Here is a 20,204-nt window from a genome sequence, read left to right on the forward strand (position 1 = left end):
AGGTAAATGTTACATTATAACATTAGCGAATTGCAAATGAGTTCTATTCATGGATAATTTAATCCAACTAGATTCTGTGAGCGTCGAATTTGACGGTCGAAAAGTTCTAGATAACATCTCTCTAAATTTAGAGCGCGGCAGAATCACCACCCTGATTGGGCCAAACGGTGCAGGAAAGTCGACATTAGTAAAAGTGGTATTAGGTTTACAGACCAAATTTTCAGGCACAATAACAAAAGCTAAAAAACTGAAAATTGGCTATGTACCACAAAAATTAAAGCTCAATGATTCACTACCGCTCAATGTAGAACGTTTTCTAAAGCTCACTGGCAAGTTCAGTCAGCAAGAGATCCTCGAAGCATTGAAGCTCGTTGGTGCTGAACATCTGCAAAAGAGTAACATGCACCAGCTATCTGGCGGTGAAAACCAACGTGTGCTGATTGCTCGTTCATTGCTAAGAAGACCCGATCTACTGGTTCTTGATGAACCTGCTCAAGGCGTTGATGTACAAGGGCAAATAGACCTGTATGACCTAATTGACACCATTCGTCACCGCTTTGGTTGTGCCGTATTTATGGTTTCACACGATCTGCATTTAGTGATGGCAAAAACAGACGATGTTATCTGTTTGCATCACCATATCTGCTGTTCAGGCGCACCTGCAGACATCAAACACCACCCCTCTTATATCGCACTTTTTGGCACCGCGACCCAAGAGACCTTAGCCTTTTATCACCACCAACACGAACATCACCATCATGATCTCGCAGGACAGCCTGTCGAAGGCGACGTGCATGAATGTTCAAACCATAGACACGGACACCACTAATGCTTGAGTTTCTTCTTCCCTCTATTTTAGCTGGCTTGGGCATTGCTCTAATCGCGGGGCCACTAGGTTCATTCGTGGTGTGGCGCAAGATGGCTTACTTTGGTGACACGCTTGCTCACGCTTCTTTGATGGGCTTAGCACTTGGCTTTCTGTTCAACATTAACTTGTATTTCGCGCTGCTGATTTGTTGTTTGATGCTGGCTGTGTTGCTAGTGACTTTACAAAAACAAAAGCTGGTCGCGACCGATACCCTACTCGGTATTTTGGCGCACAGCGCTCTGTCTTTGGGTCTTGTCGCCGTGAGTTTCTTAGATAACGTTCGCGTTGACCTAATGAGCTACCTATTTGGTGACTTGCTTGCAGTGTCTCCGACAGATTTGGTATTCATCTATGCGGGTGCTGCCGTGATTGGAGTGGTACTTGCTATCTTTTGGCGACCACTATTGTCGACGACCGTTAACGAAGATCTCGCAGCGGTTGATGGCATCAACATTGATTTAATGCGTCTTATTTTGATGCTATTGGTTGGGATCGTGATTGCAGTAGGTATGAAGTTTGTTGGTGCGTTAATCATGACCTCACTACTTATCATTCCGGCAGCAACGGCAAGAAAATTCGCCAATACACCCGAACAAATGGCATTCCTTGCATCGGTAATTGGTTCTATCGCTGTGTTCGGAGGATTGAGCTTGTCTTGGTTCTATGACACACCGGCCGGCCCTTCTGTTGTTATCAGTGCTGCGGCAATGTTTATGTTATCTCAAATGGTTAGAAGCCGAGCTTAGCACTTATCAGTACGATCTCGTATCTCGTATCTCGTATCTCGTATCTCGTATCTCGTATCATTGAAAACATACAAAAAAGGCTTGGTCAGTGACCAAGCCTTTTTAATATCGTTCAGTTAACTTCTATCTCATTAGATAAAATCCAGCTGATTACCAACCCGTGATTTCACGTAGGCCTTTACCGATGTCAGCAAGAGACTTAACAGTCTTAACGCCTGCTGCTTCCAGTGCTGCGAATTTATCTTCAGCAGTACCTTTACCGCCAGAGATGATTGCGCCTGCGTGGCCCATACGTTTACCCGGAGGAGCCGTAACACCAGCGATGTAAGATACAACTGGCTTAGTTACGTTTGCTTTGATGAACTCAGCCGCTTCTTCTTCCGCAGTACCACCGATCTCACCAATCATTACGATTGCTTCAGTCTCTGGGTCTTCTTGGAAAAGTTTTAGGATATCAATGAAGTTTGAACCTGGAATAGGGTCACCACCGATACCAACACATGTAGACTGACCAAAGCCTTCATCTGTTGTTTGCTTAACTGCTTCGTACGTCAGAGTTCCTGAACGAGATACGATACCTACTTTACCCTTCTTGTGGATATGGCCAGGCATGATACCAATCTTACACTCGTCCGGAGTGATAAGACCTGGACAGTTAGGACCGATCATGCGAACGCCAGTTTCTTCTAGCTTCACTTTAACATCGATCATATCTATAGTAGGGATACCTTCAGTGATTGTTACGATCAGTTCGATACCTGCATCAATCGCTTCTAGGATTGCATCTTTACAGAAAGGTGCTGGTACGTAGATAACTGTTGCTGTTGCGCCAGTCGCTTCTACTGCTTCACGTACTGTGTTGAATACTGGAAGGCCTAGGTGAGTTTGACCACCTTTACCAGGTGAAACACCACCAACCATTTGCGTACCGTATGCGATAGCTTGGTCTGAGTGGAATGTACCTTGACCGCCAGTGAAACCCTGACAGATTACTTTAGTGTCTTTGTTAATTAATACAGACATTATTTAGCCTCCGCAGCAGCAACAACTTTCTGAGCAGCATCTGTTAGAGATACAGCAGCAATGATATCAACATCAGAATTAGCAAGTACTTCGCGACCTAGGTCTGCGTTTGTACCTTCTAGACGAACAACTACTGGAACTGTTACGCCTACTTCTTTAACTGCACCGATAATACCTTCAGCGATCATGTCACAACGAACGATGCCACCGAAAATGTTTACGAGTACTGCTTTAACATTGTCATCAGAAAGGATGATCTTGAATGCTTCAGCTACACGCTCTTTTGTCGCGCCGCCGCCTACATCAAGGAAGTTTGCTGGTTTGCCGCCGTGTAGGTTTACGATATCCATCGTACCCATCGCAAGGCCTGCACCGTTAACCATACAGCCAACGTTGCCATCAAGTGCTACGTAGTTCAGTTCCCACTGAGCTGCGTGCGCTTCACGCTCGTCTTCTTGTGAAGGATCGTGCATTTCACGAAGCTTTGGCTGACGGTACATTGCGTTTGAGTCAATGTTGATCTTGCCGTCTAGACAAAGCAGGTTGCCTTCGCCGGTAATTACAAGCGGGTTGATTTCTAGTAGAGCTAGGTCGTACTGAGAGAACATTTGGCCAAGACCCATGAAGATCTTAACGAACTGTTTAATTTGATCGCCAACTAGACCAAGTTTGAACGCAAGTTCACGGCCTTGGTAAGCTTGAGGGCCCACTAGAGGATCGATCGCTGATTGGTGAATCAACTCTGGAGTTTCTTCAGCGATTTTCTCAATGTCCACGCCGCCTTCAGTTGACGCCATGAATACAATTTTGCGCGTTGCACGGTCAACAACAGCACCTAGGTAAAGTTCGTTAGCAATGTTCGATGCTTCTTCAACTAGGATCTTTGTTACAGGTTGACCATTAGCGTCTGTTTGGTAAGTCACAAGGTTTTTACCTAGCCACTTTTGTGCAAACTCTTTAACGCCTTCTTTGGTGTCATGTAGCTCTACGCCGCCCGCTTTACCGCGACCACCAGCGTGTACTTGACACTTAACGACTTTCTTGGCTGTACTGATACGACCTGCAGCTTCGAAAGCTTCTTGTGCAGTATCACATGCGAAACCTTCTGGTACAGGCAAACCGAATTCTGCAAACAGCTGTTTGGCTTGGTATTCATGCAAATTCATTTTGATATTCCGTTTATTTTCCCTTAAGGGATTATTATTTCCATAACGACACAGTTTCCTGTGGTACGTCTGTAGGGTCTTCTCAAATCAACTGCTGTCCATTTTCTAATGGCTTTACAGTTCAAGTGAAGGCCAGACGTTGAGCAGCCTAGCCTTTGAAACTTTTTACGTCTAGCTAACCGGGTTAACTAGACGTTTTAGAGATACTAAACGTCTAATAGCAGACGTGCAGGATCTTCTAGAAGCTCTTTGATGGTCACTAGGAAGCCAACTGATTCACGGCCGTCGATTAGGCGGTGATCGTAAGAAAGCGCTAGGTACATCATTGGTAAGATCTCAACCTTGCCATCAACAGCCATTGGACGATCTTGGATTTTGTGCATACCCAAAATTGCCGCTTGAGGCGGGTTGATGATTGGCGTAGACATTAGAGAGCCAAATACACCACCGTTCGTGATAGTAAAGTTACCGCCCATCAACTCATCAACAGTTAGCTTGCCGTCACGGCCTTTGATTGCTAGCTCTTTGATGCCTTTTTCAATATCTGCGAAACCTAGTGTGTCACAGTCTTTCAGTACTGGAGTCACTAAACCACGTGGCGTAGATACCGCCATGCTGATGTCGAAGTAGTTGTGGTAAACGATATCTGTACCATCGATAGAAGCGTTAACTTCTGGGAAACGCTTCAGTGCTTCTGTTACTGCTTTCACGTAGAAAGACATGAAACCAAGACGCGTATCGTGACGCTTCTCGAATTGGTCTTTGTACTGCTTACGAAGGTCCATGATTGGCTTCATGTTCACTTCGTTGAAAGTAGTCAGCATTGCAGTGCTGTTCTTCGCTTCTAGAAGACGGTTTGCAACTGTCTTACGTAGGCGAGTCATAGGCACGCGTTTTTGGCTGCGAGCCGCTGCTGGCGCTTCAACTGCTGGTGCAGATGCTGCTGCCGGAGCCGCTTTCGCTGCTGCTAGGTGTGCGTCAATGTCTTCACGAGTAATACGACCACCAACACCAGTGCCTTTAACGTCAGCTGGTTGTAGGTTGTGCTCTGCAAGAAGACGACGAACAGCAGGGCTTAGTGCATCGTTGCTTTCTTCTGTTAGCGCCGCTTTGTGGCGTTTGTCAGGAGAAGCTTCTGTATCTTCAGTGGTGTCTTTCGTTGGTTCACCAGCGACAGCACCAGGCTTAATTTTAGCCAGAAGCTGCTTAGAAAGTACCGTAGCACCCTCTTCTTCGATGATAGCTTCCAGAACACCCGCTTCAGGAGCCGGTACTTCTAGAACTACTTTATCTGTTTCGATGTCTACAATGACTTCATCACGTGCAACGGCTTCGCCTGGTTTTTTGTGCCAAGTCGCTACTGTTGCGTCAGCCACAGATTCAGGTAAATCTGGAACCAGAATTTCAATTGTCATGTCTGTATTTTCCTTTTACTTCTAGTTCTTAAGTAGGGTCAAAGCGTCGTCTACTAACGCTTTTTGTTGTTTCAAGTGTACCGACATATAGCCAACAGCTGGTGACGCTGATGCAGGACGACCTGCGTATTGAATATCAGCACCTACTGGGATAGCAGCTCGGAAATTATGTTGGCTACTGTACCAAGCACCTTGGTTTTGTGGCTCTTCTTGACACCAAACGTAATCGACTACATTTGTGTATTGTGCGATTGCAGCTCTCACGTCCTCATAAGGGAACGGGTAAAGTTGCTCAATACGTACAATAGCGACATCGTCTTGCTCGTTCTTACGTCTTTGGTCAAGCAGGTCAAAGTAAACCTTACCTGAACAGAACACGACGCGTTTTACGTTCTCAGGAGCCAGATCATCAATTTCTGCGATAGCTGGTTGGAACGTGCCTTCTGCCAAATCTTCAAGAGAAGATGTACACAAAGGGTGACGAAGCAATGACTTAGGTGACATTACAATCAGTGGACGACGCATTGGTCGAACAACCTGACGGCGAATCATGTGATAAACCTGAGCTGGCGTTGAAGGAACAACAACCTGCATGTTTTGTTCAGCACACAACTGAAGGTAACGCTCAAGACGCGCAGAAGAGTGCTCAGGGCCTTGGCCTTCATAACCGTGAGGAAGCAACATAGTTAGACCACATAGACGTGCCCACTTTTGCTCACCTGATGAAATGAATTGGTCGATAACAACTTGTGCACCGTTTGCGAAATCACCAAATTGTGCTTCCCAAAGGGTGAGACCGCTTGGCTCTGCTGTCGCATAGCCATACTCAAATGCGAGTACCGCTTCTTCAGATAACACAGAGTCAAACACTTGGAATGGCCCTTGTTTATCATGAATGTTCGCAAGAGGAACATACGTGCTTGCATCTGATTGATTGTGCAGTACTGAGTGACGGTGGAAGAACGTACCACGACCTGAATCTTGGCCAGAGATACGAATACGCTTACCGTCGTCAACAAGTGTTGCATAAGCCAGTGTTTCAGCCATACCCCAATCGACTTGTTTCTCACCATTCACCATGGCAGTTCGATCGTTGTACAGTTTATTTACTCGGCTTTGCAGCTTGTGGCTGTCTGGGTATTGGCAAAGTTTAGTACCAAGCTCTTTCAGGCGCTCGATATCAATCTTATTGTCCCACTCAATGTTCCAGTCGTGACCTAGGTAAGGAGACCAATCCACAGAGTGAAGTGCCATTGGGCGCCACTCTTTAACCACAACTTCACCGTGATCAAGTGCATCACGATATTCGTTAACCAGTTGAGTTGCCGTATCAATACCAAACTCACCGCGCTCCATTAACACATCAGCATAAAGCTTACGTGGTGTTGGATGCTTCTTGATTTTTTGGTACATCAAAGGCTGTGTTGCATTCGGCTCATCGGCTTCATTGTGACCGTGGCGACGGTAACAAACCAAATCAATAACAACATCACGCTTAAAGGTATTACGGTAATCCAATGCAAGACGCGCTACGAACGCAACCGCTTCTGGATCATCAGAATTAACGTGGAAAATCGGAGCCTGAACCATCTTCGCGATATCTGTACAGTACATCGTAGAACGTGTATCGCGAGGGTTAGACGTCGTAAAACCAACTTGGTTGTTTACAACGATACGAACCGTACCACCGACACAGAAACCACGCGCTTGAGACATGTTAAACGTCTCTTGCACTACACCCTGGCCAGCGATAGCTGAATCACCGTGGATAGTAATTGGAAGTACACGGCTGCCGTCTTTATCGTCTAGACGATCTTGTCGAGCACGTACTGAACCGATAACTACCGGGTTTACGATTTCTAAGTGAGATGGGTTAAATGCAAGTGCTAAGTGAACGTTGCCGCCTGGGGTTGCGAAATCCGCAGAGAAACCTTGGTGATATTTCACATCACCAGTACCCCATGAATCATCGCTGTGCTTGCCCGCAAATTCGTCAAACAGGTCTTGTGGCTTTTTACCAAGCACATTGACCAGCATGTTTAGACGACCACGGTGAGCCATACCAACAACAACTTCACGCATGCCTTGTCCACCGGCATGACGAATGATTTCTTTCGTCATTGGGATAAGAGCATCACCACCTTCCAAAGAGAAGCGTTTTGCACCAGGGAATTTAGCACCAAGATAGCGCTCAAGACCTTCAGCAGCCGTTAGCTCTTCTAGGAAAGCTTGCTTTTCTTCTTTATCGAAAGAGGGTTGACCAGAAACAGACTCTAAACGTTGTTGGATCCAACGCTTTTGCTCTGTGTTAGTCATGTGCATGTATTCAGCACCAATCGAACCACAATAAGTTTGCTTTAAAGATTTGTACAAATCTCGAAGCACCATCGTCTCTTGGCCAATAGCGTAAGAGCCGACGTTAAACGTCTCATTGAGGTCATCTTCGGTAAGAGTGTGGAAAGAAGGATCCAGTTCAGCGACTGTATCTCTTTCCCATAAACCTAGGGGGTCTAGATTTGCTGATTGATGCCCTCGGAATCGATAGGCATTAATAAGTTGCAGAACCTTTACTTGTTTCGCATCGACATCTGGATCACTAACTTGGACACTGTAATGCTTTGTTTCTTGAGCGAGTCGACGGAAGTATTCACGAACACGAGAGTGTGGTTGTTCCACTGCTTCTGAAGCTTGCACAGGCAGTTCTTCAAAAACACTTCTCCATTCGTCACTTACCGAATCGGGGTCACTTAGATACAGTTCATAGAGTTCTTCTACGTACGTTGCATTGGCGCCAGCCAAGTGTGAAGACTCGAGCCATGCCTTCATCACGCCGTTGTGCATATTTTCCCTTAACCAGTAGTTTTCACGTTTGCTGCGGTCTATGCCGAGCTATTAAAAGGCCGCCCCAAAACTTCTAGGGCGGCAATTTTTATATAACTTAAACCGAACGATTCACTAGCATGGTCTTAATGTGACCAATCGCTTTCGTCGGATTTAATCCCTTAGGACAAACACTTACACAATTCATGATGCCATGGCAACGAAAAACGCTAAATGCATCATCAAGATCGGACAGACGTTCGTCTGTCGCCGTATCTCGGCTATCTATTAGCCAACGGTATGCTGCAAGTAGGCCTGCTGGTCCGATGAACTTATCTGGATTCCACCAGAATGATGGGCATGAAGTCGTACAACATGCACACATAATACATTCATACAAACCATCTAAATGAGCACGCTCATCAGGGCTTTGTAGGTTTTCACGAGCCGGTGGCACATTGCCATCAGACACTAAGAACGGCTTAACTTTTTCGTAGTTATCGTAGAACTGAGTCATGTCTACGATCAAATCACGCACGACAGGCAAACCTGGAAGTGGGCGAATTACGATTTTATCTTGGCCAGAAAGTGCAGACAGTGGCGTGATACACGCCAATCCATTTTTACCATTCATGTTCAAACCATCAGAACCACATACACCTTCACGGCATGAGCGACGGAATGAAATCGTTGGATCTTGCTCTTTCAAAAGAATAAGCGCGTCCAAAAGCATCATGTCAGAACCTTCTTCCACCTCTAGGGTGTACTCTTTCATGTAAGGTTTCTGGTCCACGTCTGGGTTGTAACGGTATAAAGAGAAATTCAGTTTCATGGTCATATCTCCTTAGTACGTACGTGCTTTCGGCGGGAATGCTTCACGATGGATAGGTTCCATGTTCACGCCACGCTTAGTCATACTTTCTGATTCAGGGTTGTAAAGTGAGTGGCATAGCCATTGCTCATCATCACGATCTGGGAAGTCAAAACGAGCATGCGCTCCACGACTCTCTGTACGGAAGTTTGCTGCAACCGCGGTTGCAAATGCCGTTTCCATCAAGTTTTCCAGCTCTAAACACTCAATACGTTGCGTGTTGAACTCAGTCGACTTGTCTGAAAGGTGTGCATTTTTAAGACGCTCACGAATCACTTTCAGCTCTTCTAAGCCGTCAGCCATCGCTTTACCTTCACGGAATACAGAGAAGTTGTTCTGCATACATTGCTGAAGGTCTTTACGAATTACCGCAGGATCTTCACCGTCAGTACTGTTTTCCCAACGATTGTAGCGCTCTAGTGAACGTTCAATGTCAGCTTCAGTTGCAGGTTTTGCTTCAGCTTGTTTGTTCAAAGTCTCACCAAGGTGAAGACCTGTCGCACGACCGAACACAACCAAATCAAGTAGCGAGTTGCCACCTAGACGGTTTGCACCGTGTACTGATACTGAAGCGATTTCGCCACAAGCGAATAGACCTTGAATTTCAACGTCTGTACCGTCTTCAGTTTGTTTAATTGCTTGACCAGAAACCTGTGTAGGAACACCACCCATCATGTAGTGACACGTTGGGATTACAGGAATTGGTTCTTTAACAGGATCAACGTGAGCGAACGTACGAGAAAGCTCACATACACCCGGTAGACGAGATTCAAGCGTCTCTTTACCTAGGTGATCGAGTTTCAGCTTGATGTGTGGACCCCATGGACCATCACAACCACGACCTTCACGAATCTCAACCATCATCGAACGAGCTACAACATCACGACCAGCTAAATCTTTAGCATTCGGAGCATAACGTTCCATGAAGCGCTCGCCGTCTTTATTGAGAAGGTAACCACCTTCACCACGACAACCTTCTGTTACCAAAACACCTGCGCCAGCGATACCCGTTGGGTGGAACTGCCACATTTCGATGTCTTGCATTGGAACGCCAGCACGAATCGCCATGCCAACACCGTCACCAGTGTTAATGTGAGCATTGGTTGTTGATGCGTAAATACGACCAGCACCACCAGTAGCAAGGATTGTTGCCTTCGCTTTGAAGTAGCAAACCTCACCCGTCTCCATACAAAGCGCGGTAGTACCTAAGATTGCACCATCTTCGTTTTTAACAAGATCCAGTGCATACCACTCAGAGAAAACCGTCGTTTTGTGTTTAATGTTTTGTTGGTAAAGCGTGTGTAACAGTGCGTGACCAGTACGGTCGGCTGCCGCTGCGGTACGAGCCGCTTGCTCACCACCAAAATTCTTAGATTGGCCACCAAACGGACGTTGGTAAATACTGCCGTTATCAAAACGAGAAAATGGAAGACCCATTTTTTCTAGTTCGATAACCGACTCAGGACCATTTTTACACATGTATTCGATAGCATCTTGGTCGCCGATGTAATCGGAACCTTTTACCGTATCGTACATGTGTTGTTCCCAGTGATCTTCATGCGCATTACCAAGAGCAACGGTGATACCACCTTGCGCAGATACAGTATGAGAACGAGTTGGGAAAACTTTAGAAAGCAACGCACAAGATAGGCCTTGCTCAGAAATTTGTAGCGCGGCGCGCATACCAGCACCACCAGCGCCAATTACTACAGCATCAAACTCACGAACAGGAATAGTCACTTACGCACCCCACAAAATAAACAGACCAGAGAAGAAATATCCTAGAAGAACCGCAACAACACCGACTTGAAGACCAACGCGCAATTTTGCACATTTGATGTAGTCAGTTAGTACTTGCCACAAGCCGATCCACGCGTGAACCAAAATTGAAGTAAGCGCTAACATGGTGAAGACTTTAGTGAAAGTACCACCAAAGAATTGCGTCCAAGATGCGTAAGAAATATCACCGGAGAAAGCACAAAAGCTCACTAGGTAGATAGTGTAAAGCGTCATAATGATGGCTGTTGCACGAATCAATAGATAATCATGCACACCATTACGACCAAAAGTAGAAACGTTGTTTACCATACTAAGATCCCCGCTAGTAGAGACAATACCGCTGTTGCTGCGAATGCAACCTTCGCGCTCTTAGCGCCAGATTCCAGCTCTTCAAAGTGACCAAGGTCCATAAGAAGGTGACGAATACCACCAGCAATGTGGTAAGCCAAAGCGGTTAAAATGCCCCACAGAATAAACTTCACGAAGAAACCGTCGACAATGTCGCTAGCTTCCATAAAGCCTACAGGGGAAGAGAGGGAAATGGATAGTAACCAAAGCAGAATTCCGATCGCAACAAAAGTAATCACCCCAGACACACGGTGTAGGATGGAAGCTATTGCTGTGATAGGAAAGTGGATGGTCTGTAAATCTAAATTAACAGGTCTTGTCTTTCTTTCTTTCACGGGCTCGCTCACTCAGCTCCATTGAGCATGATGGTCATTAAATAACCTTATGTATTGTTATGGACAAAATTTGATTGCAAACCCTCAAAATTTAACATTAACTTAACAAATAACATAAGTTGAGCCTTAGATAATTGTAAAATAATTGTTAACAGCTAGATTTCCGAAGACACCTCACATTTCTTCTTAGCCTTGCATTTATAAGGTTTTAACCAAACTTTTCAGCGCCACTATACGGCTGGCAACATTCTAATACAATTGATGCAACAAATAATGCTACACAGCACAGACTTTTAACGAATTTAATGTAAAAAACACTAACAAGTGCACACAAAGCTGCAGAAAAATTGACTTTCTGACGTAAGACCAGTAAAAAAATGGCACATAAACATCCTGGACGGATTAATAATAACAAAGGAGATTGTTATGGCGGATAAGAAAGCTACCCTTCATATTGAAGGTCAAGCGCCGATCGAATTGCCGATTACAGAAGGTGTACTTGGTACTCCAGTCATCGACGTTCGTACACTGGGTTCTAATGGTTTTTTCACTTTTGATCCTGGTTTTCTTGCCACTGCATCTTGTGAATCGCAAATCACTTATATTGACGGTGGAAAAGGTATCCTTCTACACCGTGGTTATCCAATTGATCAACTGGCCAATAATGCTGATTACTTAGAAGTTTGTTACATTCTTTTATACGGCGAAGCTCCTTCTCGAGCTCAATACGAAGAGTTCAAGACGACTGTCACGCGTCACACCATGGTTCATGAGCAAATTGCTAGTTTCTTCCACGGCTTCCGCCGTGATGCTCACCCAATGGCTGTTATGTGTGGTGTGGTAGGTGCGCTTGCTGCGTTCTATCATGATTCATTAGATGTTAATAACGACACACACCGTGAAATTGCGGCATACCGCCTAATTTCAAAAATGCCAACACTGGCTGCAATGTGTTACAAATATTCTATCGGTCAACCGTTTATCTACCCACGCAATGACCTAGGCTACGCAGAAAACTTCCTGCACATGATGTATGCAAATCCATGTGAAGAATATGAAGTAAACCCTGTTGTTGCTCGCGCAATGGACAAAATCTTTACGTTACACGCAGATCACGAACAAAATGCTTCAACGTCAACGGTTCGTTTAGCAGGCTCTTCGGGCGCAAACCCATTTGCTTGTATTGCTGCTGGTATCGCTTCTTTGTGGGGTCCTGCTCACGGCGGTGCTAACGAAGCTTGTCTAATGATGCTTGAAGAGATCGGTAGCGTAGACAACATTGAAGAGTACGTAGCAAAAGCAAAAGACAAAGATGACCCGTTCCGTTTAATGGGCTTCGGTCACCGTGTTTACAAGAACTACGATCCGCGTGCAACGGTAATGCGCGAAGCGTGCCACGAAGTACTTAAAGAGCTGAACATTCAAGATCCACTACTTGACGTTGCAATGGAGCTTGAGCGCATCGCTCTTTCTGATGAGTACTTTGTATCGAAGAAACTATACCCGAACGTAGATTTCTACTCAGGTATCATTCTGAAAGCGATCGGTATTCCGGTATCAATGTTCACAGTAATCTTCGCGATGTCTCGTACTATCGGTTGGATTGCACACTGGAACGAAATGCACAGCGATCCGACGAACCGCATCGGTCGCCCTCGTCAGTTGTACACTGGTGAAGAACAGCGTGATTTCCAAGCTCTACACGAGCGCGAATAGTAAAGTTTCGACTTTTCTAATCGATTAAAATCAAAAAGGGTTGATGTATTAACATCAACCCTTTTTTATCTTCCAGTATTTCGTATCACTTCAATGAAGGTACAAATATCCAGAAAGTCATAACCTCTAAACGTGGCTACACTGGATTATCAATATCGATAAATTCTACGTCTAAGCCATGTTCTTTCGTTAGCCATTCACCTAGCGCTTTCACCCCATAGCGTTCTGTTGCATGGTGGCCTGCGGCAAAGTAATGAATGTCTTGTTCACGTGCTGAGTACGTAGTGCGCTCTGAAATTTCACCAGAGATAAATGCATCAATACCTTGAGAAGCCGCTAACTCAATGTAATCTTGACCACCACCGGTGCACCAACCGACAGTAGTAATCATTTTGTCTTGGTTTTCTGGAGCGATATGCAGTGGTTTACGATTTAGAACTTGGTCAATTTTTGCAGCAAACTCTGCACCCGTCATTGGCGCACTCAACTTGCCAAACATCGCAACAGATTGTGGGTGCCCTTCTAAACCGCCTTCGACTTCGATATCAAGCAACTCTGCAAGCTTAGCGTTGTTACCAAGCTCAGGGTGGATATCAAGAGGGAGATGGTATCCTAAAAGGTTGATGTCATTTTTAATCAGGGTACGAATGCGCTTACCCTTCATGCCACGAATTGCTTCTGATTCACCTTTCCAGAAGAAGCCGTGATGGACTAATAAAGCGTCTGCGTTCAGTTCTACCGCTTTATCAATCAAGGCTTGAGAAGCTGTCACACCAGTAACGATTCGCTTCACTTCTGTTACGCCTTCAACTTGAAGACCATTAGGACAGTAATCTTTAATTTGCTGTGGCTGCAGTTTTTCGTTAAGTAGCTTTTCTAATTGTAAGTTATTCATTTTTATTTCCAGCTTACCTTTATAATAACGTCGTTATATCAATTTACGGGTAGAATGTCGAAAGCCCCAGGGTTATGTTTATAAAGAGCTAGTTTATGAGGAAGAGATGACAGCACTGCAATGTTTTTACCAATGGGTCATCGACTCACCGCCATTACTAGAAATCAAGCCACCGATTTCGGATCTCAGTGCATTCTCAAGCCCTCATACCATAGATGCATCACATACATACAATGGTAATCCTAGGTTAGGTTTCCTCTACCAGCACCTATGTGAACAAGTCATCGAAGCTTCACCTGATTATTCGATCAAGTACGATGAAATTCAGATTAATGTGGATGGCAGAACGCTAGGTGCAATCGACTTTATTCTTGAAGAGGAGAGCAGCCAAAAGCTGCAACATTGGGAAGTGGCGATTAAGTTCTATCTGCTCCATGAACAAACATGGTTTGGGCCAAACTCTCATGATCAATTGGATAAGAAGCTCGATAGGATGCTAAGCCACCAGCTTGGTATGTCATCTTCAGCCGCCTTTATTGAACAGTATCCAGAGACCGATGTCGACTCAAAACATCTCCTCATGCAGGGGCGTCTATATACCAACCCCTTCTTAGATCAAAAAGTACCGACTGAATGTTTGAGTTACGACATTAATCCAAGCCAAGTAAACGGTTTTTGGTGCTATCAAAACCAAGCTCATTTAATTCCTGAAGTGCTCTACCCTCTCACCAAAGAGCAATGGGCAGCGGGCACTGATGATTTCACCTGCGAGCCTATCACCGAGTTTGGTGATCGCTTCGTTCATGGGCAAACCAAATCAGGGCAGTTTTGGTTTGTGATGCCACAAAGCTGGCCACACGGCTAATCTATTCAGCCATTGAGTTGATTTAGTCTTAGCCACTTACTCACAGACAAATAAAAAGGGCTGATGCTTTCACATCAACCCTTTCACTATTTACTTGATGACTCTACTAATCTGTATTCGATTATAGACCAGCGGCTGCAAATACTTGGTTAACAATCTCTTGAGCTTCTGCTTCGATTGCTTTTAGGTGCTCTTCACCTTTAAAGCTTTCACAGTAGATCTTGTAGATGTCTTCAGTGCCTGATGGACGAGCGGCAAACCAACCGTTCTCAGTTGTCACTTTTAGGCCGCCAATCGCAGCGCCATTACCTGGGGCGTGTGTTAAGCGAGCAGTAATCGCATCACCAGCAAGCGTCTCAGCTGAAACCATCTCTGGAGATAGCTTCTTAAGCACGTCTTTTTGTGCGCCGTTAGCTACTGCTTGAATACGGTTGTACTTAGATTCGCCATGTTTAGCGGCAAGTTCTTCGTAGTATTCTTGTGGGTTCTTGCCCGTTACTGCTGTGATCTCAGCGGCAAGTAGGCAAAGAATCAGGCCATCTTTATCTGTTGACCAAGGCGTACCGTCTTTACGTAAGAAAGATGCCCCCGCACTCTCTTCACCACCGAAACCAAACTGACCGTTATAAAGACCATCAACGAACCATTTGAATCCCACTGGCACTTCGCAAAGCTCGCGACCTAAGTCAGCAACAACGCGGTCAATCAGAGCACTTGATACCAATGTTTTACCCACTGCAACGTCTTTACCCCAACCTTCACGGTTACGGTATAAGTAGTCAATACACACCGCTAGGAAGTGGTTTGGATTCATCAAGCCTTTTGGCGTAACAATGCCGTGGCGATCGTAGTCTGGGTCGTTGCCAAACGCTAATTGATAGTCGTCTTTAAGTGCCAGTAAGCCTGCCATTGCGTATGGAGAAGAACAGTCCATACGAACCACACCATCTTTGTCTAGAGACATAAATTGGAACGAAGGATCAACAGCTTCACTGACCAGAGTCAGGTCTAGGTTGTACGCTTTGCCAATTTGACGCCAGTAATCAATACCGCTACCACCCAGTGGATCAACACCAATCTTGATGTTTGCTTTCTGGATTGCTTCCATATCAACCACGTTAACCAAGTCAGCAACGTAAGGAGCAACTAAATCAACTTCTTTCACCAGCTCAGACTGTTTAGCCTGTGCGATAGGAGTGCGCTTAACGCCTTGCATTTGCTCAGCAATAATCACATTCGCACGATCTTCAATCGCTTGAGTCAGTTCAGCTTCAGCAGGGCCACCGTGTGTCGGGTTGTATTTAATGCCCCCGTCTTGAGGTGGGTTATGTGAAGGCGTGATAACAATGCCGTCAGCTTTTTTATCATTCACTAGATTGTGCGTAAGAATCGCGTGCGAGATACCTGGAGTTGGAGTAAAGCCATTGTTTTCTTGAACGATAACCTCAACGCCGTTTGCAACTAGCACTTCAATAACCGTAGAAAAAGCAGGTTCAGATAGAGCGTGAGTATCTTTGCCTAAGAAAAGTGGGCCTGTTGTACCTTGATCGGCACGAACCTCAGCAACCGCTTGTGCGATCGCTAGAATGTGGTTTTCATTAAATGTTGATTTGTCTGCTGTACCGCGGTGACCTGAAGTACCGAACAGTACTTTATGATCTGGGTTAGTAGCATCCGGTTGCTGTAAGAAATAGTTTGCAACTAAAGCCGGGATATTATGAAGATCTTCCTGCAGAGCTTTCTGCCCGGCACGAGGGTGCATAGCCATTATCGACATCCTTATATAAAATTTAAAAACAAAAAAACCTCATAATATCTTCTTAGCCATGGATATTATGAGGTTTAAATCAGATTTCGTTAAATTGAACCTGTTACTTTTTCTATCAATTCTGCTTGGAAACTCATGCGGCTCATAAGCTGTTCAACCATCTGTCTTTTTCGGCTTGTATTGTTATTCGTAATAACCCAAAAAGGACTTTGTGGAATAGCTTTAGGCTTAGTTGTGTTGCCGTTTGCTAACAACGTCGCTTCGTTGTCTGCAAAGTAAACACGCTTACGGCCTTTTACTTGAGTTGCTTCTGAAAAGCTTAAAGGGTCGATTTTATGCAGTGTTGATAACACAAGCATGAAACGATCAATGGCTTTCTTTAGTGATGCAAACTCATCTGATATTAGTAGTGAGCGCATTTCTTTAACGCCATCGAACTTCTCTGGAGTAAAGCCTACCTCTTTGCTAACAACGATACCTTTTGGCTCAACGATCTCTTCGATCGGAACCGTGCCTTGGTTATCAACCAGTAACAAGCGGCGCAGAATATCTGAAGCGCTTTCGCCAATACGTTCTGTCTGACCCGCAATAAAACGGTATAGGTCCTCATCAACCTCAATTGTTTTCATTCGCTTTTCACAATCTCAATGTTTAAACTCTGAGGGATTATAGCGAGATCCGCGCGGATACTCTACGTCAAACCCACCATGAATAAGATAAAAATGTCAGTACAGCTCAACTATAAAATTGAAGGTGAGGGTCACACCATTGTTTTGATCCATGGATTATTCGGAAATTTGGACAACCTTGGCTTGCTCGCTAGGGATCTAAAAACCGATCATCAGGTACTTAGCATCGATCTACGTAACCACGGCCAATCTTTCCATAATGACACTCATAATTATCAAGCTATGGCACAAGATGTGGCTCAACTGCTGAATGATCTTGAGTTAGAAGGTGTCACTGTGATTGGTCACTCGATGGGTGGCAAGGTAGCGATGGCACTGGCACAACATCTGACGCTGCATAAATTGATTGTCTTAGATATGGCACCAGTCGCGTACACCCAAAATCGTCACGACAACGTATTCGCAGGCCTACAAGCTGTGATAGAAGAAAAACCGACATCACGCTCAGAGGCGCTTAAGGTCCTCGCAAAACATATCGAAATTGATGGGGTTCGCCAGTTCTTAACGAAATCTTTGTTCAAATCAGAACAAGGCATCATGGAATGGCGTTTCAATGTTGCCTCGCTATTAAACAACTACCCACAGATTATTGGTTGGGAACCGATTGACAAAACCTCGGTCAAAACCTTGCTAATCAAGGGTGGTGACTCAGATTACCTGACGGCTGAACATCAAACCGCCGTTCAACAGCAGTTTTCCAACGCAAAGGCACATGTTATCGCCAATACTGGACATTGGCTACACGCGGAAAAGCCCGCTGAAGTGCTCCGTGCAATAAGGAAATTCATCACTTAGATAGGTTGATTAGTCGATATAAATGAGAGCTGTGTAATCACAGCAGATTAACTTTATCTCACAACAGTGATATAGTGCGCCCAAGCAAATTTGGTATATAAGGTTCCCATGCTTTACGACTACATGAACATCATTGAATCTGTTGGTTTAGATCTTCTGTTTGCCGCGATTTTCTTTCTAATCGGAATGGCAATTAAAGACGTTCTAAAGCAGGGAAATGTTCCTGCATTTGGTCGTCGTATCGTATGGTTAGTACTTTTCCTTGGCTGCGCAGGCTTTATCGCAAAAGGGATAATCCAACTAAGCTGGGAAGGAACTGGAATCTAACGATTTCCTCCGAACTTTATTACACCGACAACAGACAAAATGAAAGGTAATGATTCTATGGCAAGTGTAGGTCTCTTCTTTGGTAGCGATACAGGTAACACTGAAGCTGTTGCTAAGATGATTCAAAAGCAATTGGGCAAGCAGCTCGTTCAAGTTCAAGACATTGCAAAAAGCAGCAAAGAAGATATCGATAACTTCGATCTGCTGCTGCTTGGTATCCCTACGTGGTACTACGGCGAAGCACAATGTGATTGGGATGACTTTTTCCCTGAGCTAGAAGCTATTGATTTCTCAACTAAGCTTGTTGCTATTTTTGGTTGTGGCGACCAAGAAGATTACGCAGAATACTTCTGCGATGCTATGGGTACTATCCGTGATATCGTTGAAGCAAAAGGCGGTACTATCCTAGGTCATACGTCAACTGAAGGCTACGAATTCGAAGCATCGAAAGGTTTAGTTGAAGGCGATGACAGCCAGTTCGTTGGTCTATGTATCGATGAAGACCGTCAACCTGAGCTGACTGATGAGCGTGTATCTAACTGGGTTAAACAAATCCACGAAGAGATGTGCCTAGCAGAGCTTGAAGACTAATTCATTAGCGGTCATTAATTGTTACAATTAATGACCGTTATGTAGATATGAAAAAACCTCCTTATAGGAGGTTTTTTTCTATTCAATATTTATCAATCAACACTCAGCTTCTAATGCTTCGTCATCCTCTCTAAATTGTGGCTTCTTTCTCACATAGAGAGTTCGCTGAATTTCCGAAACCACACTTCCCTGCTTATCTTTAACGTGGATGATAAATTCGGGGAAACACTTCTCACCAAGTTGTGTCTGACGATAGATATCCTCAAGTTGCCCTTGGCTTATCTCAAAGTCTGCATACAAGTCGGATTGACCAGGCTTGATAAAGTTAATACTCGCCTCTTTATCCCAAACATAATATCGCTCACCTAAAATCCCCATTAGCATTAACGAGTAAACGGGATCGGTAAGAGAAAAGATACTGCCGCCATATTGAGTCCGATTAGCGTTCTTATTCCACCACCGCAACTTGAGCACAGTCTTAACAACCCTAAAGTCAGCGCTAATGTGGGCTATTCGAATTCCCGAGCCCCAAAAGGGAGGCCAAATATTGAGTGCAAATTTTACAATATTAGGTTTATATATTTTTGCGAGTTGCTTATTCATAACAACAATCCATGTTCATATCAAAAAACACCGCCACCTGGCTGGTCGTACCTCCACTATAAGTGAGATACTTCCAATTTACAAAACAGATTGTGATGTCAGTGAGTAACCCTTTGAAGTTCGTGGTTTATTGTTATGCCTGACTAAACTATAATGGTATTAATATTGAATTCTGTTAATTGCTGCAGATCATCAACAGGAAAGTATATGTCAGACAATAATCAAGCGCTAAAAGATGCTGGTCTTAAAGTGACCCTCCCACGGCTCAAAATTTTAGAAGTATTACAACAACCAGACTGCCAACATATTAGTGCTGAAGATTTATATAAAAAGCTGATCGACTTAGGTGAAGAGATTGGTCTTGCGACCGTTTATCGCGTACTAAACCAATTCGATGATGCAGGCATTGTAACTCGTCACCACTTTGAAGGTGGTAAGTCTGTATTCGAACTTTCAACACAGCATCACCACGATCACCTAGTATGTTTAGACTGCGGTGAAGTTATCGAGTTCTCTGATGATCTTATCGAAGAAAGACAAAAAGAAATCGCTCAACGCTACAATGTACAGCTAACTAACCACAG

General features: G+C 44.6%; 20 protein-coding genes. 8 read left to right on the forward strand and 12 right to left on the reverse strand.

What is annotated here, in order from left to right:
• Positions 1-49: 49 nt before the first annotated feature.
• Both znuC and znuB read left to right on the forward strand, forming a co-directional pair.
• Complete coding sequence (znuC, locus tag MED222_RS09680) at positions 50-829, forward strand: zinc ABC transporter ATP-binding protein ZnuC (protein ID WP_009847314.1); 780 nt, start codon at positions 50-52, stop codon at positions 827-829.
• Entirely contained in the window at positions 829-1,614 is a 786-nt protein-coding gene (znuB, locus tag MED222_RS09675) for a zinc ABC transporter permease subunit ZnuB (protein WP_009847315.1), read from the forward strand. Before znuC ends, znuB begins: the two co-directional genes overlap by 1 nt.
• 150 nt (positions 1,615-1,764) lie before the next feature.
• Here znuB and sucD read toward each other — a convergent pair whose 3' ends face one another.
• The 8 genes from sucD to sdhC form a co-directional block, all read right to left on the reverse strand.
• On the reverse strand, positions 1,765-2,637 hold the full coding sequence (sucD, locus tag MED222_RS09670) for a succinate--CoA ligase subunit alpha (RefSeq protein WP_009847316.1): 873 nt from the start codon (positions 2,635-2,637) through the stop codon (positions 1,765-1,767).
• Positions 2,637-3,803 (reverse strand): ADP-forming succinate--CoA ligase subunit beta, encoded by a 1,167-nt coding sequence (gene sucC / locus MED222_RS09665; protein ID WP_009847317.1) that lies wholly within the window; start codon positions 3,801-3,803, stop codon positions 2,637-2,639. The genes sucD and sucC overlap by 1 nt, the downstream gene beginning before the upstream one ends.
• A gap of 206 nt (positions 3,804-4,009) precedes the next feature.
• Positions 4,010-5,218 carry a 2-oxoglutarate dehydrogenase complex dihydrolipoyllysine-residue succinyltransferase gene (gene odhB / locus MED222_RS09660; RefSeq protein ID WP_009847318.1) on the reverse strand — a complete coding sequence of 403 codons (1,209 nt, stop codon included), beginning with the start codon at positions 5,216-5,218 and terminating at the stop codon, positions 4,010-4,012.
• 21 nt (positions 5,219-5,239) lie between these two features.
• Entirely contained in the window at positions 5,240-8,059 is a 2,820-nt protein-coding gene (gene sucA, locus MED222_RS09655; protein WP_009847319.1) for a 2-oxoglutarate dehydrogenase E1 component, read from the reverse strand.
• A gap of 97 nt (positions 8,060-8,156) precedes the next feature.
• Entirely contained in the window at positions 8,157-8,870 is a 714-nt protein-coding gene (locus tag MED222_RS09650; RefSeq protein WP_009847320.1) for a succinate dehydrogenase iron-sulfur subunit, read from the reverse strand.
• Positions 8,871-8,882: 12 nt separating this feature from the next.
• Complete coding sequence (gene sdhA, locus MED222_RS09645) at positions 8,883-10,649, reverse strand: succinate dehydrogenase flavoprotein subunit (protein ID WP_009847321.1); 1,767 nt, start codon at positions 10,647-10,649, stop codon at positions 8,883-8,885.
• On the reverse strand, positions 10,650-10,997 hold the full coding sequence (gene sdhD, locus MED222_RS09640) for a succinate dehydrogenase, hydrophobic membrane anchor protein (RefSeq protein WP_004734215.1): 348 nt from the start codon (positions 10,995-10,997) through the stop codon (positions 10,650-10,652).
• Positions 10,991-11,383, reverse strand: a complete 393-nt coding sequence (sdhC, locus tag MED222_RS09635) for a succinate dehydrogenase cytochrome b556 subunit (RefSeq protein ID WP_012604532.1) — start codon at positions 11,381-11,383, stop codon at positions 10,991-10,993. Before sdhC ends, sdhD begins: the two co-directional genes overlap by 7 nt.
• Before the next feature lie 414 nt (positions 11,384-11,797).
• On the opposite strand from sdhC, the gene MED222_RS09630 reads away from it, so the two are divergent.
• Positions 11,798-13,087, forward strand: a complete 1,290-nt coding sequence (locus tag MED222_RS09630; protein ID WP_004734217.1) for a citrate synthase — start codon at positions 11,798-11,800, stop codon at positions 13,085-13,087.
• A gap of 136 nt (positions 13,088-13,223) precedes the next feature.
• On the opposite strand, the gene MED222_RS09625 is transcribed toward MED222_RS09630, so the two are convergent.
• Complete coding sequence (locus MED222_RS09625) at positions 13,224-13,982, reverse strand: Nif3-like dinuclear metal center hexameric protein (RefSeq protein WP_009847323.1); 759 nt, start codon at positions 13,980-13,982, stop codon at positions 13,224-13,226.
• Positions 13,983-14,088: 106 nt separating this feature from the next.
• Here MED222_RS09625 and MED222_RS09620 point away from each other — a divergent pair, with 106 nt between their 5' ends.
• The gene (locus MED222_RS09620; protein ID WP_009847324.1) at positions 14,089-14,847 is read left to right on the forward strand and encodes a DUF1853 family protein; all 759 of its coding nucleotides are present in this window, start codon (positions 14,089-14,091) and stop codon (positions 14,845-14,847) included.
• Positions 14,848-14,968: 121 nt separating this feature from the next.
• On the opposite strand, the gene pgm is transcribed toward MED222_RS09620, so the two are convergent.
• Entirely contained in the window at positions 14,969-16,615 is a 1,647-nt protein-coding gene (gene pgm / locus MED222_RS09615; protein ID WP_009847325.1) for a phosphoglucomutase (alpha-D-glucose-1,6-bisphosphate-dependent), read from the reverse strand.
• An 89-nt stretch (positions 16,616-16,704) separates the two neighbouring features.
• Complete coding sequence (gene seqA, locus MED222_RS09610) at positions 16,705-17,244, reverse strand: replication initiation negative regulator SeqA (protein ID WP_009847326.1); 540 nt, start codon at positions 17,242-17,244, stop codon at positions 16,705-16,707.
• Positions 17,245-17,337: 93 nt separating this feature from the next.
• Here seqA and MED222_RS09605 point away from each other — a divergent pair, with 93 nt between their 5' ends.
• From MED222_RS09605 to fldA, 3 genes are all read left to right on the forward strand, one after another.
• Entirely contained in the window at positions 17,338-18,099 is a 762-nt protein-coding gene (locus tag MED222_RS09605) for an alpha/beta fold hydrolase (protein WP_009847327.1), read from the forward strand.
• 108 nt (positions 18,100-18,207) lie between these two features.
• Positions 18,208-18,426, forward strand: a complete 219-nt coding sequence (locus MED222_RS09600; protein ID WP_009847328.1) for a DUF2788 domain-containing protein — start codon at positions 18,208-18,210, stop codon at positions 18,424-18,426.
• A gap of 57 nt (positions 18,427-18,483) precedes the next feature.
• A complete protein-coding gene (gene fldA, locus MED222_RS09595; RefSeq protein WP_009847329.1) occupies positions 18,484-19,017 on the forward strand; it encodes a flavodoxin FldA in 534 nt (177 codons plus the stop codon).
• A 96-nt stretch (positions 19,018-19,113) separates the two neighbouring features.
• Here the strand turns inward: fldA and MED222_RS09590 are convergent, their stop codons facing one another.
• On the reverse strand, positions 19,114-19,620 hold the full coding sequence (locus MED222_RS09590) for a DUF4442 domain-containing protein (protein WP_009847330.1): 507 nt from the start codon (positions 19,618-19,620) through the stop codon (positions 19,114-19,116).
• 207 nt (positions 19,621-19,827) lie between these two features.
• Here MED222_RS09590 and fcrX point away from each other — a divergent pair.
• The coding region (gene fcrX / locus MED222_RS09585) for a ferric iron uptake transcriptional regulator FcrX (protein ID WP_009847331.1) at positions 19,828-20,204 on the forward strand (377 nt) is incomplete at its 3' end.

The sequence above is a fragment of the Vibrio sp. MED222 genome (assembly GCF_000153005.1).
Taxonomy (GTDB): domain Bacteria; phylum Pseudomonadota; class Gammaproteobacteria; order Enterobacterales; family Vibrionaceae; genus Vibrio; species Vibrio tasmaniensis_A.

Bases quoted from the DNA above. Each gene is read 5' to 3' on its own strand.
- znuC (WP_009847314.1), top strand. From the start codon at position 50: ATGGATAATTTAATCCAACTAGATTCTGTGAGCGTCGAATTTGACGGT.
- znuB (WP_009847315.1), top strand. From the start codon at position 829: ATGCTTGAGTTTCTTCTTCCCTCTATTTTAGCTGGCTTGGGCATTGCT.
- sucD (WP_009847316.1), bottom strand. From the start codon at position 2,637: ATGTCTGTATTAATTAACAAAGACACTAAAGTAATCTGTCAGGGTTTC.
- sucC (WP_009847317.1), bottom strand. From the start codon at position 3,803: ATGAATTTGCATGAATACCAAGCCAAACAGCTGTTTGCAGAATTCGGT.
- odhB (WP_009847318.1), bottom strand. From the start codon at position 5,218: ATGACAATTGAAATTCTGGTTCCAGATTTACCTGAATCTGTGGCTGAC.
- sucA (WP_009847319.1), bottom strand. From the start codon at position 8,059: ATGCACAACGGCGTGATGAAGGCATGGCTCGAGTCTTCACACTTGGCT.
- MED222_RS09650 (WP_009847320.1), bottom strand. From the start codon at position 8,870: ATGAAACTGAATTTCTCTTTATACCGTTACAACCCAGACGTGGACCAG.
- sdhD (WP_004734215.1), bottom strand. From the start codon at position 10,997: ATGGTAAACAACGTTTCTACTTTTGGTCGTAATGGTGTGCATGATTAT.
- MED222_RS09630 (WP_004734217.1), top strand. From the start codon at position 11,798: ATGGCGGATAAGAAAGCTACCCTTCATATTGAAGGTCAAGCGCCGATC.
- MED222_RS09625 (WP_009847323.1), bottom strand. From the start codon at position 13,982: ATGAATAACTTACAATTAGAAAAGCTACTTAACGAAAAACTGCAGCCA.
- MED222_RS09620 (WP_009847324.1), top strand. From the start codon at position 14,089: ATGACAGCACTGCAATGTTTTTACCAATGGGTCATCGACTCACCGCCA.
- pgm (WP_009847325.1), bottom strand. From the start codon at position 16,615: ATGGCTATGCACCCTCGTGCCGGGCAGAAAGCTCTGCAGGAAGATCTT.
- seqA (WP_009847326.1), bottom strand. From the start codon at position 17,244: ATGAAAACAATTGAGGTTGATGAGGACCTATACCGTTTTATTGCGGGT.
- MED222_RS09605 (WP_009847327.1), top strand. From the start codon at position 17,338: ATGTCAGTACAGCTCAACTATAAAATTGAAGGTGAGGGTCACACCATT.
- MED222_RS09600 (WP_009847328.1), top strand. From the start codon at position 18,208: ATGCTTTACGACTACATGAACATCATTGAATCTGTTGGTTTAGATCTT.
- fldA (WP_009847329.1), top strand. From the start codon at position 18,484: ATGGCAAGTGTAGGTCTCTTCTTTGGTAGCGATACAGGTAACACTGAA.
- MED222_RS09590 (WP_009847330.1), bottom strand. From the start codon at position 19,620: ATGAATAAGCAACTCGCAAAAATATATAAACCTAATATTGTAAAATTT.